Source organism: Variovorax sp. 160MFSha2.1 (assembly GCF_048305075.1).
Lineage (GTDB): Bacteria > Pseudomonadota > Gammaproteobacteria > Burkholderiales > Burkholderiaceae_C > Variovorax > Variovorax guangxiensis.
In genome coordinates, this window is record NZ_CP157624.1 from 6,729,555 (window position 1) to 6,746,013 (window position 16,459).

The window sequence follows — 16,459 nt, forward strand, 5'->3', positions numbered from 1 at the left end:
CGCCTGCGATCCGGGACATTGCCGCCCGGACGCGTCCGCGCCGCCTACTTCGCCTGCAGCAGCGCTCCCGCCTCCAGCAGCACCAACTCGTTGTCGTCCACCTTGTTCGGCTCGCGGCTGCTCGAGAACGGCAGGTTGTTGTCGTTGCCGACCACGATGTGGGTGGCGTCGACCACGTCGACGTTCTCGATGGTGAAGAAGGGGAACTTCAGCACGCCGTCGTTCAGGGGCTTGCGTGCGAGCTTGTCCGGGTCGGCGATGTTCAGCAGGTCGATGTAGCCGATCTTGCGCACCGGGCCGCCCGCGTTCGCGTCGCTCAGCTCGACCTTGTAGACGCGCTTGAACCTGGCGATGTCGTGGAAGCAGTCGGTGCGCTTCTGGCCTTCGGGGCAGGCCTTGTCGCTGGTGCCTTCGCCGTTGTCGCGCTCGATGATGAGGCCCGTGCTGCCGTCGATCATGTTGAAGTCGCCGATGGCGTTGCCGTTGGCCTCGAGCACGTATTTCCAATGCCGGCCCGTCCACTTCTCGGTGGCGACGTCGAATTCCAAGACGCGCAAGGCCTCCTTGCCTTCGACCTTCTCGTAGTCCTTGGCCTCGGCGTTCCACACCGGGCCTTCGAGCAGCGCATACAGCTTGCTGCCGTCCTTCGACGAGGCCATGCCCTCGAAGCCCTTGGAGCGCTTGATCTGGAAGTCGACCGCGCCGCCCGGGGCGCCCGGCGTGGTCACGGCCGGATGGTCGGGCGAGCGCACGGCCTTGCCGTCGACCAGCGTGTCGTACACGGCGAGCACCTTGCCCTTGAGGTCGGCCTTGATGAGGAAGGGGCCGAACTCCTCGCCGATCCACAGTGCGCCGCCGGCGAACTGGAAGCTCTCGGGGTCGAAGTCCGAGCCCGTCAGGTAGCGCTGCTTCGTGCCTTCATGGACGATGCGGAAGGGCACCTTCCTGTCGGGGTCGTGCAGGAAGACGGTCTCGATGCGGTTGAACTTGCCGCTCCTGAAGTCCACCTTGTAGTGGTTCAGGTAGAGCATGAAGTCGGGCGAGTTGGCCTTGGCGCCGGCGCCGTTGTCGGTGAGGATCCAGAAGCTGCCGTCGTCCATCTTCTTGATGCCGGAGTGGCCCTGCAGCGGCTGGCCCTTGAAGGGCAGCGACACGCCGGTGCCGCGGCCGCCCGAGAGGCCTTCGACCGTGCCCACGGCCTCGACGCGCTTGCCCGTGGTGAACTTGCCGCTGACCTGCAGGTCGGCCGGTGCATCCTTGGGCGCCGCGACGAAGCTCTGCACTGGCAGCACCGCGTGGCCGGCGAGCGTGGCGGGAAAGGCGGTCTGCGCCTGGACTGCGGTGCATGCGAGGGCGGCAGCAAGGGCGACGAAGGACAGGGGAGCGAAACGCGTCATGAGCGGGAAAGGTTCCAAGTCGAAAACGCGTGACCATGCCGGCAAGGAGTGACGCGGCCATGACATGCCCCGCGCGACTTCAGGGCGCGATGTCGACCGTCACCTCGCGAGACTCGGCGCGCCCCTGGTCGTCGACCGCGCGCAGCAGGTAGCGCCGGCCGGATGACGCGAGATCGGGCATCCACGTGATGCCTTCGCCCGGCGCGGCGCGGCCGATGAGCGCGTCGTCCGCGAACCAGTAGATCGCCTGCGTGCCGGCCCCGGCCTCGGCGCGCAGCACCAGCGGCTCGGGCTTCTTCGCGCGCAGTGTGTGGCGCACGCCGCGCAGCGGCGAGGTGATGAGCGGCGCGCTGTCCGACGAGGCATCGCCTTCGCCGCCCTGCGACTTCTCGCAGCCGTCGGACGGCGCGCTCGCGCGCGGCAGCCCCGCCTGGCGGAACAGCCGGCGCATGTCGCTGCCCCATTGCTCCACCACCTGCTGCCGCGCATTCGGCTGCGGGCCGCAGACGACCTTGCCCGTGGTCTCGTCGACCCACACCGCGCGATGCAGGTTGCTGACCTGGATCGGCGACTTGCCCGCGATGAACCAGGTCATGGTGCGCACCGGGCACAGCGCATCGGGCAGACCGCCCGTCGCCGCGCAAACCTCCACCTGGCGCAGGTCGGGCGGCCGGCGCGATGCCATCTCGCCCGGGTCCAGCCGCTCGGCGCGCAGCGCGTCGACCATGCGAAGGAAAAGCGGCGCCGCGGCATCCACGCCCACCAGCGCCGGATTGCTGCTGCCGTCGAAATTGCCGACCCACACCACCAGCACGTGGCGGCCGAACACGCCGGCCGTCCATGCATCGCGAAAGCCCCAGGAGGTGCCCGTCTTCCATGCGATGGCCGGGCGCGCGGGCAGCGTGGTGTCGGGGCGCGGCGTGTGGCGCAGCATGTCGAGAGTGATGAACGAAGCCTCTTCGCTCAGCAGGCGCAGCGGCTGCACGGGCTTCTCGCCGGGCTGGGGCTGCGTGTAGCGGATGGGCTGCGAGATGCCGCCGTTGGCGAGCGTCGCGTACATGCCGGCCAGCTCCTCGGGCGTGACCTCGCCGCCGCCGAGCACCAGCGCGAGGCCGTAGTGCTGTTCGCTCTGCAGCTTCTGCACGCCCGCCAGCCGCATGAAGTCGTAGAGGCCGGGCTTCGAGAGCTTCGCGGCCACGGCCACCGCGGGCACGTTGCGGCTGCGGATCAGCGCCTCCTGCGCCGGCAGCGGTCCGGCGAAACGGTGGTCGAAGTTCTCGGGCGTGTAGGGGCCGAACGAGGTGGGCGCGTCCTTCAGCATCGTCTTCTGGTGCAGCAGCCCCTGGTCGAGCGCCAGCGCGTAGATGAAGGGCTTGAGCGTGGAGCCCGGCGAGCGCTTGGCCAGCACGCCGTTGACCTGGCCCGAGATGGCGTCGTTGCGGAAGTCGGCCGAGCCGATCATCGCGCGCACCTGCATCGTCGACGCGTCGAGCAGCAGCGCGCTCGCGTTGTTCATGCCCACGTCGGCGTGCGCGCGCAGGTACTGCGCCATCACGCGCTCGAGCGTGGCCTGCATGCGCAGGTCGATGGTGGTGCGCACCTCCTGCACGCCACGCTCCTGGGCGAGCAGCATGTCGGTGGCGTGAGGCGCGAGAAAAGGCAGGCTGCCGCGCGACTGGGCCGACAGCGCGAGCTGCGCGTCGGGCGCATGCTGCTTCGCCGTGGGATCGCGCTCCGCCCACAATGCAGAGAGGCGCTCGCGCGCAGCCTGCAGCTCCGCATTGCGCCCGCGCTCGGCGATGCGCTTGACGGGGTTCTGCGGAATCACCGCGAGCGTCAGCGCCTCGGGCAGGCTCAGCCTGGCGGCATCCTTGCGGAAGTAGATGAGGCTCGCGGCCTGCACGCCCTCGATGTTGCCGCCGTAGGGCGCGGTGTTGAGATACGCCTCCAGGATGTCGTGCTTGCTGAAGCGGGCCTCCAGCCACAGCGCCGCGAAGATCTGCGCGATCTTGCCGGTGGCCGAGCGGCTGTCGATGCCGTAGACGCGGCGCGCGAGCTGCATGGTGAGCGTGGAGCCGCCCTGCCTGCGCTCGCCGCTGGCGATGCGCCATGCGCTGCGCACCAGCGCGGCAGGATTGACGCCGGGGTGCGCGTAGAAGCGGCGGTCTTCGTACAGCAGCACGGCATCGACCAGCGTGGGCGAGATGCGCTCCAGCGGCACCCAGAGGCGGTACTGCTCGTCGTCGGCGAGCGTGAGGCGCATCAGCTCGCCGCCTTGCGCATAGACGGCGCGCGAGCTGCCGACGGTTTCGCTCAGCGGGGCGTGGGGCCACAGGCGCAGCAGCGCGAGCAGGAAGACTACGGCTGCGAAAGCGATGACTGCTCTCTTCCTCCCTCTCCCCCTGGGAGAGGGCTGGGGTGAGGGCATCGGCGACGGATCGAGCGCGGAGGTCATAGGAAGCGCCGCACCCTCACCCTAGCCCTCTCCCGCAAGCGGGAGAGGGGACAAGGCAGGGGCGCGTCACGATCAATTCGCCACCACCTGGAAGCGCGCACCCGCCGAGCGCGAGAACACGCGACGGTCGTACATCGCCTCGCCGTACGCCGCCGGCACCACGTAGTCGCCCACGTTGGTGGCGCGGGCCTTGTAGGTCACCTCGAGCAGGTCCTTGCCGACGCCGCCGTAGAACACGACGCGGTCTTCGCGGATATCGGCGTACTGCACCTTCCACGATCCGCCGCCGCCCAGGCGCTTCTTCCAGATCGGTGCGTCGGCGTTGGCATCGTCGTCGTCGCCCACTGCTTGCAGCACAGGCTCCAGGCCGCCGGGCAGCACGTCGACCAGCGCGACGTCGTTGATCTGCGCGCGCTCCAGGCTGCGCACGCGCACCCGCACCGTGACCTCCTCGCCGAGCTTGGCCTTTGTGACGGAATTGCCCTTGGCATCGAGCACCTCGTGGAAGATCTCCAGGCCCTTGTTCACCGGCGTGGCGGGCAGGTTGCGCTCGAAGCCCTGCTCGGCCCAGCTGTAGTAGAGGTTGAAGTCGCTGTCGTTCGACAGCTTCAGCTTCGCGGTGCCGGCCGGCACCGAGGCACGTGTGATCGGATTCACCGCACCCAGCACGAGCGCCGCGGCCTGGCCCTGGGCATTGACGGTGCTTGCCGAGAGCTTGCCTTCCACGTTCTGCCCCACGGCCTCGAAGTAGGAGTCGACCGCCAGCAGCATCGACGCCGACGACAGGCTGTTGTACCAACCCTCCCGCACCATCTGGGCCATGCCCTCCCACACCGCGGGCTTCAGCGTCTTCAGGCGCGAGGGGAAGTGGCGGCCCACCAGATGCAGCGTCATGCTGTCGTGCACCAGCGGGTCGTAATAGGCGCCCCAGGCGTTGCGGCGCTGCTTCTTCTCGGTGCGCGCGAGCAGATCGGACCACACCGGGTCGAGCAGCTCGTTGGCCACCTGCTCCTGCTTCACGAGCTGGTAGCTCGCGGCGAGGTACACGGCGCCGAGGTCGTCGCCCCAGCCCACGGCCTGCCGCGTCAGCTGGTTGCGGCGGGCCTCGCGCAGGTTGGCGAGCGCGGCCGGCGCGACGATGCCCTGGCGCGTCAGCAGGTAGGCGGCCTGCGTGCGCTGGCGCCAGCCGTCGAGCGTGTTGTCGCCGCTGCCGAGCCAGCCCTGCAGGTAGGTATTGGCCTTCTGCAACAGGTCCTGCGGCACGGGCAGCTTGTGGTCCTTCGCTTCAACGAGCAGCTGCACCGCGTAGAGCGTGGCGAAGGGGTCGGTGCCGGCACCGGGCCACAGCGAGAAACCGCCGTCGGCCGTCTGCCGCGCACGCAGCTGCACCAGGTAGCGCTCGAAGGTCTTGCGCGCCTCGGGCAATGGACCCTGCTCAGCGGTACGGCCGCGCGACATCTCCTTCACCAGTTCCGGGCGGCCCGACAGCAGCACGGCCGGGAAGGTCTGGCTGGTGATCTGCTCGGTGCACCCGTGCGGGTACGCCTCCAGGTACTGCATGAGGCCGGTCGCAAAGGCCCAGGGCGCGGCCGACACGGCCACGTCGCTCTGGCGGAAGTTCGGATACAGGTCGGCCTGGCTCGAGATCTCTCCGGCGCGCTGGAAGCTGCCGGCCTGCACCAGCGTGACGAAGGGCGACGCGGGCCGCACGCTCACCTCGGTGGAAAGCCGCGCGCTGTAGTTCTTGTGCGTCGATGTGAACACCAGCGCGGAAGAGCCCAGCACCGCCTGCTCGCCCGGCTTGGCGCGCACGTTGAACTTGGTGCTGGCTTCGCCGCGCTCGTTGACCTTGAGCGTCTGCGTGGCGTCGCCCACCACTTCGAGCCCGCCCGAAGCGGTGAGCGTGAGCGCGATGGGCGCCTCCTTGCCCGAGCCGACGATGTTGTTCGCCAGCCCCACGCCCACCTCGACGGTGTCGCCGGGCGCCATCGCGAGCGGCGCGTTCGGCAGGATCACCATGTCGCCGCGCACCACGGTGCGGGTACTCTTGGCACCGGTGGTCTCGTCGTTCACCGCCACGGCCATCACGCGCAGGCTGCCGTTGAAGCTCTCGGGCACGGTGTAGCTGAACTCACGGCTGCCGTTCACGTCGACCAGGCCCGACCAGTAGGCCACCGGCTTGTCGCGCTTGCGCTTGAACGGGTTCAGGTGCTTGCCCAGTTCGCCTTCGCCATCGCCGCCGGGTGCGGCGCCCTGCATGAGCTTCTTGAACTCCGGCAGGATCAGGTCGAGCGTCTGCAGCGTGCCCACTTCGAGCGCACGCTTCTGGAAGAAGTGCTTCAGCGGGTCGGGCGTCTTGTAGCGCGCCACCTGCAGGATGCCTTCGTCCACCGCGAACACCACGGCGCGCGTGGGCTTGTCGCTGGTGAGCTTCATCTTCACCGTCTGCCCCGGCTTCACCAGCTCGCTGCTGGTGAGCTGCAGGTTGGCGGTGCGCTTCGTCAGCGCGGTGGCGAAGGGCACCACGCCGTACGACAGGGGGCTCATGTAGACCTCGTCCGAGGCCGGGTCGCGCACGAAGTGCACGTTGATGTAGCCGGTGCCCTCGAAGTCCTTGGGCACGGTGATCTTCTGCACCGAGGCGGTCTTGTCGGTCTTGAACCACGCATGGGCGTAGACCTTGTCGCGCTCGATGGTGATAAGGCCCGCGCCCACGTATGGCGCGCGAATGCTCACCGAGATCTCCTGGCCCGGCTCGTAGTCCTTGCGGTCGAGCGTGAGCTGCAGCTCGGCGTTGCGGTCGAGCGAGCGCGACACGTTGGCGTTGCCGGCCACGCTGTATTCCACGCGGTTGAGCTCCAGCCCCTGCGCGTTGCGCACCACGTAGGCAAAGTTGCCGGGCGCGGCGGTGTCCAGCACCACGTTGTTGCCCGCGGCCGTAATGGCGAAGGGCTTCTCGTCGAGCACGATCTCCTTGCGGCGCGACTCGTAGCGGTACAGGCCGTTGTCCTGCTTGATGAGCACCGACAGCACCTTGCGCTCCACGCGCTCGATCTTCAGGTCGGTCACGGCCGTCTTCTTGGCGCGCGGGTCGATGGCGATCACGGTGGCGTTGCGCGTGGCGCCCTTGCTCACGTAGCTGGTGTCGCCGTCGACCTTCACGCCGACGAGGTAGGGCAGGTCGCTCACCAGCGTCTGCGCCTCGGCCGACACGCTGCGTCCACCCTCTGGCTCGAAGGCCTTGGCGAGCACGTGCACCTGGTAGGTGGCGGCGTCGAAGCGCGAGAGGCGCAGGTCGAACTCGGCCTTGCCGTCTGCGCTGGTCTGCACGCTGCCCAGGTCGTCCACCTGCTTCTCGGTGGCGCGCTGCGGGTCGAAGAAGGCGTAGTCGGTGAAGGCGCGGAACACCGGGTAGCCGGGGCTCAGCGTGAGCGTGCCTTCCACCTTGCGGTCGGGCGCGGGCGTGCCGAAGAGGTTCTGCACGTCGATCTGCGCCTTCAGGTCCTTGGGGCTCACCCAGCCTTCGGCGACTTCGCTGCTGAGCTTCGCCGTGACCTTGGTTCGGTCGGGCAGGAACTCCTGCACCTTCACCGTCGTGCTGCCGATCAGCAGGCTCTCCACCTCGGGCGCGCCCGGCGACGACTGCCGCGGCAGGTAGAGGTTGACGGCGTAGTTGCCGGTGGGCGAGGTGTCCTGCGTGGTGTGGGCGATCTCGGCCGCGCCGCCGGGGCCGAGCCTGAGCTTCTCGCGCCGCACGCTGAGGCCGCGTGCGTCGATGATCTCGGCCTCCAGCGGCAGGTCGCGCAGCGAGGTGGCCCAGTTGCCGGCCTTCACCATCATCGCGATGTGCATGGTGTCGCCGGGGCGGTAGATGCCGCGGTCGCTGAAGAGGTAGGCCGTCATCTGGTTCGGCACGCCGGCCGCGCGCAGGCCGCCGACGTCGAAGCGCGAGATGTCCAGCGTGCGGTCGCTGCGGTTGAAGGGCAGGAAGCTCAGGTCGCCGTCCTTGCGCACCACCAGCACCACGGGCGCCTTCTCGCGCTGGTAGCCGGCCAGGTTGGGCAGCTTGGCCGCGCCGGTGGCGTCGGTGGACTGCGACGCGACGATCATCCCGTTGCGGCCCCACACCTCCACCAGCGCGCCCGCCACCGGCTGGCCGCTGGCGATGCTCTGCACGAACACGTCGCGCGTGCCGTCGAGCGACTTCTTGGCGACGATGCCCAGGTCGGTGACCAGCACCAGGCGCTGGTCGATCTGCTGCTCGGGGCTGCCGCCTTCGCCGTTGTCGCCGCTACCTTCCTCTTTGGAAGACTGCTCTTCCTGCTGCTGTGCTTCCTCGGGTCGAGCCTCGCCCTCGGGCTTCTTCTTCGCCTTCGGGTCGTAGCCTTGCACCTTGAGCAGGAACACGCCGCGGCGATCGGTCGCGTCGCTGCGCAGGTACTCGGCGAAGTCGACGGTCTCGTAGTGCGCCTTGCCGGCGGGAATGCTCAGCGGAATCTCCTTCTGGAAGCGGTCGACGAGGTTGTCCGACTGCAGGCCGCCGTAGAACTGCGGATGCGCGAAGTCGCCGCTGGTCTGCGTCACCAGGTGCTGCAGCTGCTGCGGCAGCAGGCGGCCGATTTCCAGGCGAATGCCGGGCAGGTCGCGCACCAGGATCGGCAGCTTGCGTTCGCCAGAGAGCGCGAGCAGCGAGCCCTGGCTCATGATGCTGAGCTCGGGCGCGAAGGTCTTGAGCAGGCGCACGTCCTGGAACGCGGCGCCCAGCTGGTAGCCGCCGGGCGTTTTCAGGCCCTTGGCCACGCGCACCAGCAGGTAGCGGCCGCCCTCGGCCTGCGGCATGCGGAAGCTGACCATCTCGGTCACCTCGCGCTCGCTGGCGATGGGCTGCAGGTTGAGCTTCTTCGCGCGTCGCAGCACGGCGTCGGTGATCTTGGCCGGGTCCGCGGACCAGTCGAACTTGTCGTCGGGGTCGCCCTTGGCTTCCTCCGTGGCGGGCAGCAGCCAGGCCTGCACTACGCGTGCCATCTCGCGCTCGTGCACCGGCATGGACGCGCTGACCTGCATCACGTGCTCGGGCTCGCCGTTCTCGCCAGTGACGATGGTGGGCTCGATGCCGGAGATGGAAAGGCTGTAGAGGCCGGGGATGTCGACTGCGCGAGACAGGTCGTTGCGCAGTGCCGGCCCGCCCTTCTGGGCGACCGCGCCGGCCGTGAGGCTGAGGATCGCGGGCCGGTTCTTCTCCGGAATGGGCAGCGGCTCCGACTGCAGCGTGGCGATGAGGCGCAGCTTGTCGTAGCTGACGGTGAACTTCTCGCTCGCGCACTTGCCCACGCTGAAGAAGGAGCTGCTGCAGGGCTGGTCGTAGGTCAGCACCAGGCGCTTCTCGAACTCCGCCGTGTTGACGGGGTGAGAGAAGCGCACCTGGAAGAGCGCTCGGCGCACGTTGGCCTGGACCGGGTCCTGGTAGAACTCGGCGCCGATGAATTGCGCGGTGAACTCGGGAGAGGTGAACTCGTACTTGCGCTGCGCCAGTTCGATGTGCGGCGCGAGGGCGCTGTCGGCGATCTGCACCTTGTACGGCTGGCCGATGGGCCAGTCCTGCGCGGGCAGGAATTCGAGGCGGTTCTGCTTTGTCCACGTCCAGCGCCCGGCAATGGCGGGCTCGATGCTGACGCCGATGGCTTCCTGGCCGATGCGCGCGATGGGCGCGACCGAGGCCGAGAAGTTGATGACGAAGGGATTCGCCCCCCTGTCGAGCTCGATCTGCGTGCGCTGCGGCGGCTCGGACTTCGCGGTGGCGACCACGGGTTCGACGCGGTCAGGCGTGAGGCCGTGCCACCACTTCATGACATGAGGATGGGCAACCCAGCCGGCCAGTGCAAGCAGCACGAGCAGCACCAGCCATGCAAGCCGCTGCTGCAGCCACTGCAGCCCGAGAAGAAGGAAGGCGCCCAGGATGCGCAGCCAGCCCGGTGGTCGCCAGGAACCGATGAGTCCGCGGGCCAGCGGACGCAGGAAGCCGAGCGCGCGGCCCAGCCCGGTGAAGAACACGTCGCTGATCGACGCGAGTTTTCTGTTGGCGACTTGAAGCATGGAGGCTCCCACTGTGTTTTTGTTGGCGCCCGCGAGTCTGCGAGCCATCTGTGAAGCAATCGCGCTGTGTGTGAAGTCTTGGTGAAAACCGCACAGGCCCGCGCCGGGCCTTCTTTCATCGGTTCATTTCAACGGCTCATAGCTGGGGCTTGTTCACATCAGATAGAGCACTACCACCATTGCCGCGAAAGCCGGGGAGCCCCGCGGCTCCCCCCCAGCGCTGGAGCGCGCGTAGAGCGGTGGCAGGCGCGGTGTCTCGATGCGCCTGCGCCACGACCGCGGCCGTGCATCTTCATGCTGCCGCCGCCGCTTCCGTTCCCGCGACATGCCCCCGCGTGAACGCCTCTTCGAAGATCGAATAGCCCGACCAGTCCGCGTGCGCGAACGACAGCCGGCCCGCCACCACGCTGCCGCGATGCCCGGCGTCGGGCGCGCTGCGCTGCGGGCCTATCTGCGCCAGCAGGCCGGGCCTGGGGATCGACATGGCGTGCCCGTAGCGGGTGATCTCGACGCGCGAAACCAGCGAAGGCAGGTCGGGGTGCGGCACCGACAGTTCGGCGAGCAGGTCGTCGCGCCACCCGGTCCAGGGGCGCTCCAGCAGCAGTTTGCGGCCGTCGTCGGCGTCGTAGCCGCTCGGGCCCAGCGGGCGGTACCAGCTCAGCACGGTGCCGCGCGGCGTGGGGTCCAGCGCCTGGTGGCGCGCGTCCACGTAGCCCAGGCCCCTGGTGCCGTAGATCACGTTGTCCCAGCTCGGCGCGGCGCCGGGCCGGTCGGCCAGCGGGCCGCGCAGGTGGATGTTGGCCACCAGCCAGGGGGCGTAGTGCACGTGCGCGGCAGCGTTCTTCAACACCTCGGGCGGGTTCTCGACCACGCGTGCGGCGATGAACACGGGCAGCGCGACGATGCAGTGTTCGGCCTGCCAGCGCACCATGGATTTCGATGCGGCATCCCACGCATCGACCTCGACGCCGTCGCGCACTTGCGCGATGCGCGTGACGACGCTGCCGGTGCGCAGCCGCTCGCCGAGCGGCCTGGCGAGCTGCTTCGTGAGCCAGCCGTTGCCCTCGGGCCAGGTCAGGATGCCGTCGCGCTCGGGGCTCGAATCGTTGACGCTGCCCGTCGGATCGCCGGGCGCGTGGAAGCCGTGCCGGCTCGCGAAGTAATGGATGCCGGCCCAGGCCGACACCTGCCCGATGCCGGCGCCGTAGTCGTCGCGGCAGCAGTAGTCGAGGTACCAGCGCAGCTGCGCATCGCTGAAGCCTTCGCTGTCGAGCCAGCTCTGGAAGCTGATGGCATCGAGCGCCAGCAGCTCGGGCGTGATGCCGACCTTGAGCGTCGGAATCGCGAAGTGCGCGGCATGCTGCAGCGCGTCGATGCGTTGGGCGAACTTGCGGTACTGCGCGAGGGTCGCGTCGTTCACGCCGTGCATGGGCAGCAGGCCGTCCTGCCACTCGCCGTGAAGGAACAGGCGCTCCTGCGGGCTGTGGCAGAGCGTGACCTCGTCGTACTCCCAGCGGCCCGCCACGCGGCGGCGCAGGCCGAGCTCCTCCAGCAGATCCTGCACCTCGCGCGCGTCGTCTCCGGGCACGGGCAGGTAATGCGCACCCAGCGGGCAGGCGATGCCGTTGACGATGCCGCCGCGCGCGTTGCCGCCGGCGGTGTCTTCCAGCTCGAGCAGCGCGAAGTCGTCGACGCCCGCAAGCCGCAGCGCGCGGGCCGCCGCAAGGCCCGCCACGCCGCCGCCGGCGATGACCACGCGCGTGCGCTTCACCGCGGCAGGCGCGGCGCTCTTCAGGGAGCCATCCCGCATCGCATGGCCGCGCGTGACGTCGATGCCGGTGAAGCCGCCTTCGATGGGCGGTGGCGGGGCCTCGCAGCCTGGGAGCGCCAGAGCACCCGCCGCGCCCGCCGCCACGCCGAGGAATTCGCGCCTTTGCATGACGGGGCTAGTGAGCCATGACCTTGCCCCACTCTTGCTCGTAAGTGGTGACCAGGATCTGGTTCGACAGCCGGTTCACTTCCGCCGGCACACGCGCCATGTCGAGCGGAAAGTCGAACATCAGCGGCAGGGTGGTCGGCGAGAGAAAGCGCAGACCTGGCGGCAGCGCATCGGGCAGGCGGTAGGGCCTGCGGCTGGCGATGATGTAGCCCCATTCGCCGAAGCTGGGCACATGCGCGTGGTACGGCGTGGCGCGCAGGCCCACCGATTCGATGGTGGTCGCCACGGTCCAGTAGCTCTTGCGCGCCACCAGCGGCGAGGTGGTCTGGATCACCGCGTAACCGCTGGCCGACAGGCGCTTCTCGAGCAGCGCGTAGAAGCTGTTGGTGTAGAGCTTGCCGATGGCGAAGTTCGTGGGATCGGGAAAGTCGACCACGATCACGTCGAACATGTCGCCCGGCTGCTGCAGCCACTGGAAGGCATCGGTGTTGACGATCTTCACCTTCGGCGAAGACAGCGAATGCCCGTTGAGCGCGGCCAGCGTCTCGTGCTCGGTGAAGAGCTTGGTCATGTTCGGATCGAGCTCCACCAGCGTGACCGACTCGACCGAGGGGTACTTGAGGATCTCGCGCACCGCCATGCCGTCGCCGCCGCCGAGCACCGCCACCTTCTTCGGCGCGCCCTGGGCGGCCATCACCGGATGCACCAGCGCCTCGTGGTAGCGGTATTCGTCGCGCTCGGCGAACTGCAGGTTGCCGTTGAGAAAGAGCCGGTGCCCCAGCAGCCCGCGCGTGACCACGATGCGCTGGTAGGGCGAGGTGGCGCTGAAGACGATGCGGTCCTGGTAGAACTTGTCCTCAGCCAGCGTGGTGATGTGGTTGGCCCCGGCGAATGCGCCCACCAGCGCGGCCAGCGCGAGAAAGCAGGCGACGGCGTGCGCGCCCACTCGACGCAGTTCATGGCGGAAGAGCCACAGCGCCCACACCGCCACCGCCGCGTTCATGAAGCCGAACAGCAGGCCGGTGCGGATCATTCCGAGCTGCGGCACCAGGATGAGCGGAAAGGCCACCGACACCGCCAGCGCACCGAGGTAGTCGAAGGTGAGAACCTGCGACACCAGGTTCTTGAGCACGATGTTGCGCTTGAGGATGCGCATCACCAGCGGGATCTCGAGCCCCACCAGCGTGCCCACCACCATCACCAGGCCGTACAGCAGCAGCCTGAAGGCGCCGGGCACGTAGGCATTGGCCAGGAACAGGATCGCCGGCAGCGCGCCGCCGATCAGCGCCACCAGCAGTTCGATGCGAAGGAAGTGCGCCGGCAGCTGCCGCTCGAAGTAGCGCGAGAGCCACGAGCCCACGCCCATCGCGAACAGGTAGGTGCCGATGATGGTGCTGAACTGCAGCACCGAGTCGCCCAGCAGGTAGGAGCTGAGCGCGGCCGCGGTGAGCTCGTAGACCAGCCCGCAGGCGGCGACCACGAACACGCTGGCGAGCAGCGCGATCTCCACGGGCTGCGGCCCCCGCGCGTCCGGGGTGCGCGCGGGCAGGGCCGCGTCGTTCAATGGATTGCTGCTGCGACGATGATGCTGATGCCGAGGCTCATCGCGGCAACCACCAGCCCGAGCGCCACGTTCTGCTTCTCGACGATCTCGCCCCACAGGTCGTAGGGCGTGATCTTGTCGATGATCAGGAAGCACAGCCAGAAGATCACGACGCCGATCAGCGCGTACACGAGCGATCCGAGGACCACGCCCGGTTTCAGCCATTCAAATCCCATGGGGACCTCCAGTCGTAGTAATGATGAGAGACATCGCGTGCATCTTCGCCGTCATTTGTGGCCGCCGCCACTCGAATAGCCGCCGTAGGAGCCGCCCGAGCTGCGGTAGCCCGAGCCGCCGCTGCTGGAGCAGGTGCTCAGGATGATCAGCAGGATGATGATCACGACGATGATGAGGATGATGGTGCCGCAGCCCAGCCCCGAGGCGGCGCTCACAGGCAGCGCGTCGGCACGCTTGAACATGTCCTTGCGCGCGTCGAGCTTGAAGGCGGTGGCCACGGCGCCGCTGTCGATCTTGCTGCCCGAGGACCAGGTGAGCTCGTTGGTCGAGCGCTCCATCGACAGCAGCGCGCCGCCGTTGGCGAAGTCGCGGTTGAAGGTCTTCTGGCCGCGCTCGACCTGCCAGTAGAACTCGCCCGCCACATAGGTGGTCTCGGCGTTGTAGGCGTACTGCTGCTGGTAGCGCTTGCCGAGGTAGGTGGCGCTGCTGCCGCTCTCGGCCATCACCGGCGCGCCGGTGGTCGGCTTGACCATGCTCCAGCCGTCCTCGGCGTCCACCAGGAAGCTGAATCCGCGCTTCTTGTTGTAGAGCAGGTATTCGTCCCAGCCGAACTGCTCGTCGTCGCCGGGCTCGCTGCCCATGCGGTGCTGGAAACCCACCACCTGCCACTGCGCACCCTGCAGCTGGCCCATGCTGCCCAGCGCGATGAGCGGGCGCACGGGCTCGTCCTGCGTGGCGTGCTTCAGCTCGCCGCCGATGCCCTGCGACAGGTCGATGATGCTGTTGCACGAGCCGCAGGTGATGCTCTTGCTGTCCGCCAGGTTGACGGTGACGGGCGAGCCGCAGTTGGGGCAGTTGAAGCTGCGGCCCTTTTCGTCCTTGGCGGATTCGGCCCGCAGGCCGGTGAGCTGCAGGTCCTCGAGCTGCACCGAGCGGCCGAGATAGGCGCTGGGCGTGGCGGTGCCGTAGTCGATGCTCAGCACCAGGCCACGGTCGTTGCGCAGCTCGACCATCGCGAAGGAGCGGCCGAGCTCGGGCAGGTGCGGCAGCTCGCCCTGCGCCGAGGTCAGCGCCACCTGCTCGTTCGAGGTGACGGTGTAGCTCTGGCCAGCGAAGGCGCTGGTGGCGCCCACGCGCAGGTCGACCGGCGGCGGCGCGGTGCGCTGCAGATCGAAGGGCAGCGCGAAGACGTAGGCGCCGTTGTCCTCGCTGAGGATGCCGGTGCGGTCGCCGTCGAGCGCGGCGATCCATTCGGTCCAGCGCCCGCCGGGGTAGGTGTACTGCAGGCGGCCGATCAGCGTGAAGGGCTTGTCCTGGATGCGGCCGGCGGCGAACAGCTGCAGCGGGCTGAAGTCGTCGAACAGCTCCGCCATCTTGCCGGTGCGCGCGAGCGTCTCGCCCTGGCGCACGACGGTGCTCTGGCAGTAGGGGCAGACCGCGTGCGTCGATTGCGCCGAGCGGAATTCGACCGGCGCGCCGCAGCCGGGGCAGGGCGCCCGGTAGTAGCGTTGGTTGCCGTTTTCCTCAGCCATGGCACCCGCGCCATGGCTTGGACGGCCATGCTTTCTTCAAGCCAATGAGGCTTCTGACGCCCATCGAAGGGGCGTCAGGTGCTATCGAGAACATAGCGGTCGGGTCAGACCAGCTTCTTGAGCAGTTCGGCCTTCTTGGCGTCGAACTCTTCCTGGGTGAGGATGCCCTTGGTCTTGAGTTCGCCGAGCTTCTCGAGCGTGGTCATCACGTCGGCGGCGCTCACCACGGCCACCGCCGGTTGCTGCTGCTGTGCCGCGGCGGCAGCCGCCGCGTTGGGGCTCAGGCCCTGCGCGAGGTTCTGGGCCAGCACCTGGCCGAGCGCCACGCCGGCACCCAGGCCCATCGCGTCGCCCGCGATGCCGCTGCCGCCGGCGGCAGCGCCTTCGGCGAACTTCGGAATGGCCTGCGCCGTCTGGTACTGCATGAACTTGCCCATGTCGTTGCCGACCATGCCCATGCCGATCTTCTGGTCGAGGATCTTCTGGAGCTCTTCGGGCAGCGAGACGTTCTGGACGGTGATGTTCTCGAGCTTGATGCCGATCTTCTCGAACTCGGGCACCAGCTGGGCGGCGAGCGCCTGCGCGAACTGGATCTGGTTGGCCGCGAGGTCGAGGAAGGGCACGCCGCTTGAGGCGATGGCATTGCTGATGTTCTGCAGCACCAGGCCGCGCAGCTGGCCGTCGAGGTCGGCCACGGTGTAGGTGTCGCGCGTGCCGGAGATCTCGGTGTGGAAGGCCTTGGCGTCGCCGATGCGGAACGAGTAGTTGCCGAAAGCGCGCAGGCGCACGGCGCCGAAGTCCTTGTCGCGGATGGTGATCGGCTGGGGCGTGCCCCACTTCTGGTCGACCTGCTGGCGGGTGCTGAAGAAGTAGACGTCGCTCTTGAAGGGCGACTCGAAGAGCTTGTCCCAGTTCTTCAGGTACGTGAGCACGGGCAGCGTCTGCGTCGTGAGCTTGTACATGCCGGGGCCGAACACGTCGGCCACCTTGCCCTCGTTGACGAAGACGGCAACCTGCGACTCGCGAACGGTGAGCGAGGCGCCGTTCTGGATTTCCATCTCCGCCATCGGGAAGCGCCAGGCCAGCGTGCCGTCGCCGGTCTCGGTCCACTGGATGATGTCGATGAACTGCTTCTTGATGAAATCCATCAGGGCCATGGTCGCTCCTCGTCAGGTTTTTTCAGGTTTTGTCCGAACCGTGCATATTGCCACAGCGATCTGAAGAAACACCCGTGCTATTGGTCATGGGAGCCCCTGGCCATGC

Annotated in this window: 8 protein-coding genes; all 8 read right to left on the reverse strand. The window is 68.3% G+C overall.

Annotated features, from left to right (window positions below; genetic code table 11):
- Nucleotides 1-44: 44 nt before the first annotated feature.
- Nucleotides 45-1,397: an esterase-like activity of phytase family protein gene (locus tag ABL838_RS31190; RefSeq protein ID WP_418123477.1), complete on the reverse strand. Its 1,353-nt coding sequence runs from the start codon at nt 1,395-1,397 to the stop codon at nt 45-47.
- Between the two features lie 79 nt (nt 1,398-1,476).
- Nucleotides 1,477-3,852, reverse strand: coding sequence for a penicillin-binding protein 1C (gene pbpC / locus ABL838_RS31195; protein ID WP_418123479.1), 2,376 nt, complete (start codon nt 3,850-3,852; stop codon nt 1,477-1,479).
- Nucleotides 3,853-3,924: 72 nt separating this feature from the next.
- Nucleotides 3,925-9,945: an alpha-2-macroglobulin family protein gene (locus ABL838_RS31200; RefSeq protein ID WP_418123480.1), complete on the reverse strand. Its 6,021-nt coding sequence runs from the start codon at nt 9,943-9,945 to the stop codon at nt 3,925-3,927.
- Between the two features lie 292 nt (nt 9,946-10,237).
- Complete coding sequence (locus ABL838_RS31205) at nt 10,238-11,884, reverse strand: FAD-dependent oxidoreductase (protein ID WP_418123481.1); 1,647 nt, start codon at nt 11,882-11,884, stop codon at nt 10,238-10,240.
- 7 nt (nt 11,885-11,891) lie between these two features.
- Nucleotides 11,892-13,448, reverse strand: a complete 1,557-nt coding sequence (locus ABL838_RS31210) for a polyamine aminopropyltransferase (RefSeq protein ID WP_418123483.1) — start codon at nt 13,446-13,448, stop codon at nt 11,892-11,894.
- Nucleotides 13,445-13,663 carry a DUF350 domain-containing protein gene (locus tag ABL838_RS31215; protein WP_019653703.1) on the reverse strand — a complete coding sequence of 73 codons (219 nt, stop codon included), beginning with the start codon at nt 13,661-13,663 and terminating at the stop codon, nt 13,445-13,447. The genes ABL838_RS31210 and ABL838_RS31215 overlap by 4 nt, the downstream gene beginning before the upstream one ends.
- Before the next feature lie 51 nt (nt 13,664-13,714).
- Nucleotides 13,715-15,196 carry a DUF4178 domain-containing protein gene (locus ABL838_RS31220; RefSeq protein ID WP_418123485.1) on the reverse strand — a complete coding sequence of 494 codons (1,482 nt, stop codon included), beginning with the start codon at nt 15,194-15,196 and terminating at the stop codon, nt 13,715-13,717.
- 104 nt (nt 15,197-15,300) lie between these two features.
- The gene (locus ABL838_RS31225) at nt 15,301-16,353 is read right to left on the reverse strand and encodes an SPFH domain-containing protein (RefSeq protein ID WP_418123487.1); all 1,053 of its coding nucleotides are present in this window, start codon (nt 16,351-16,353) and stop codon (nt 15,301-15,303) included.
- Nucleotides 16,354-16,459 lie beyond the last annotated feature (106 nt).